The sequence below is a fragment of the Deltaproteobacteria bacterium genome, from assembly GCA_019308995.1.
Classification (GTDB): Bacteria; Desulfobacterota; Desulfarculia; order Adiutricales; family JAFDHD01; genus JAFDHD01.
In genome coordinates this window covers 1-2102 of record JAFDHD010000220.1, presented here as the reverse complement: position 1 = coordinate 2102, position 2102 = coordinate 1, and the positions used below count along the sequence as shown (strand labels likewise).

Genomic DNA, 2102 nt, shown 5'->3' with positions numbered 1-2102 from the left:
TGTTATCCCAAAATTTACATTGAACTGTTCGGTTGTTCTCGGCTGACCGGGAAGCTTAAAATCCGATGAAATACGCTGTCTGCTTTTCCCTCCAGCCACATTTGCGGATGGAAACAACTCTGCCCGTTGAACGCCATATAGGGCGCGGGCATGTTCCACATTTAATGCAGCAATCCGCAGGTCGCGATTTTCTTTCAATGCGATCGTTATAACCTGGCGCAATTTCGGGTCGGAGAAAAACTCCTGCCACTTGAGGTCCGCCGCCTGCGGAATTTCTGATTGGGATTGACCTTCGGCGGTGACACCCGCCGAAGGCAGGTTAGCGGGAACCGGCGCATCCGGCCGCTTGTATTTCGGCATCAGCATGCAACCGCCGGATAAAAGAACAACCCCGATCGTTAGAAAAAAGTTTTTCATATTCATATCATCGATCCTTCTATGACAGGTCAGTCCCGGTATTTTCATTGAGCTGCCCTAATTTCTTTTTACCAAAAGTTTTCTGGATCATTACATAAAATAGCGGCGCAAAGAGAACCACGAGAAATACTCCGGTGATCATTCCGCCGATCAAAGAGGTACCGATTGCATTTTCCGCCCCTGATCCAGGGCCTGTTGAAATCGCAAGGGGCAGAACTGCAAGACCAGTGGTGAGCGACGTCATCACAATAGGCCGGAACCTCAGCCTGGCGCCCTCTAACGCCGCATCTTTCAAGCTCATGCCACGCTGAAGCGCGTCCTTGGCAAATTCCACAATCAGGATCGCATTCTTCGTCGTAAGCCCCAGCGTATTGAGCATGCCAATTTGTAGATAAACGTCATTGGGCATTCCTCTAAAATACGCAGCCAACAGCGCCCCAACGGCTCCAAGAGGCATAATCAGCAGAATGGAAATCGGTATCGTCCAACTTTCATAAAGGGCGGCCAGGTATAGGAACGTGAGAAACACTGCGAAGGCATACAAAAGAGGCGCCTGGGAGGTAGCCATCTTCTCCTGATAGGAAAGGCCTGTCCAGTCAAAGGCAAATCCCTTTGGTAATTTCGAAGTCAATTCTTCCATGGCGGCCATGGCCTCGCCACTCGAATGGCCGGGCGCAGGCTCACCCCAGATGTTGATGGAAGGAAAGCCATTATAGCGCTCGAGCTTGGCGCCGCCGTAGATCCACCTGCCTGATGCAAAAGAGGAAAATGGGACCATCTTGCCCCTTGTGTTGCGGACATAGAGCTTCTTCAGGTCTTCCGGCAACATGCGGTAGGGGGCATCCAGTTGCACGTATGTCCTCTTGACCCGTCCGGACTTTATAAAATCATTGACATAAGCGCTTCCGAAACCAGCCGCGATTACGTTGTTGATCGAGGAAATGGGAACCCCCATAGCACCGGCCTTCTCCCAGTCAACATCAATTTTGTATTCCGGAACATCATCCATGCCGTTCGGCCGAACCCTTATGAGTCGTGGGTCTTGATTAGCCATGCCCAAAAGCTGGTTCCGCGCGGCCATAAGCGCCTGGTGCCCTTGACCGGAGAAGTCCAGCAGTTCAAAATCGAACCCCGTGCTATTTCCCAGCTCCACAATGGCCGGTGGAGAAAACGCGAAGACCATGGCGCCCTTGATCTGTGAAAATGCCCTCATGGCCCTTTGCTGTATGGCCCAGACCCTCTGCTCCTCTTTCTTGCGGAATTCCCAGTCCTTCAGCTTTACAAATCCTAAACCCACGTTCTGCCCAAAGCCGGCCAGGGAAATGCCCGCTGCGCATCCAAAAGATTCGACTGCTTCCTTCTCATTGGTGAGAAAATAATCGCCTACCTGGTCCAGGACAGTTTCGGTCTGCTCGAGGGTGGAGCCCGAGGGAAGGGTCGCCTGAACCATTAAAACCCCCTGGTCCTCATCGGGAAGATAACCGGTTGGCATTCGCAGAAGAATGAATGCCAGTCCACCTACTACCAGGATGTACACCATGATGTACCGCAGTGAGCGGCCAAGGGAGTGTCCAACGATTCCCACAATCATGTCCCGGAGCCGGAAAAACACGCGGTCAAACCACAGCAGGAAAGGCCGAAGGGGCCAGGGGGCGCCTTCTGCAGCCTCGTGTCCCTTGGGTATA

2 protein-coding genes are annotated in these 2102 nt (G+C 52.6%); both read right to left on the bottom strand.

The genetic code is table 11. From position 1 onward, the window contains the following. Positions 1-423: TolC family protein (locus JRI95_17120; GenBank protein ID MBW2063267.1), on the bottom strand; the 423-nt coding region annotated here is incomplete at its 3' end. Positions 424-436: 13 nt separating this feature from the next. After that, positions 437-2102: efflux RND transporter permease subunit (locus JRI95_17115; protein ID MBW2063266.1), on the bottom strand; the 1666-nt coding region annotated here is incomplete at its 5' end.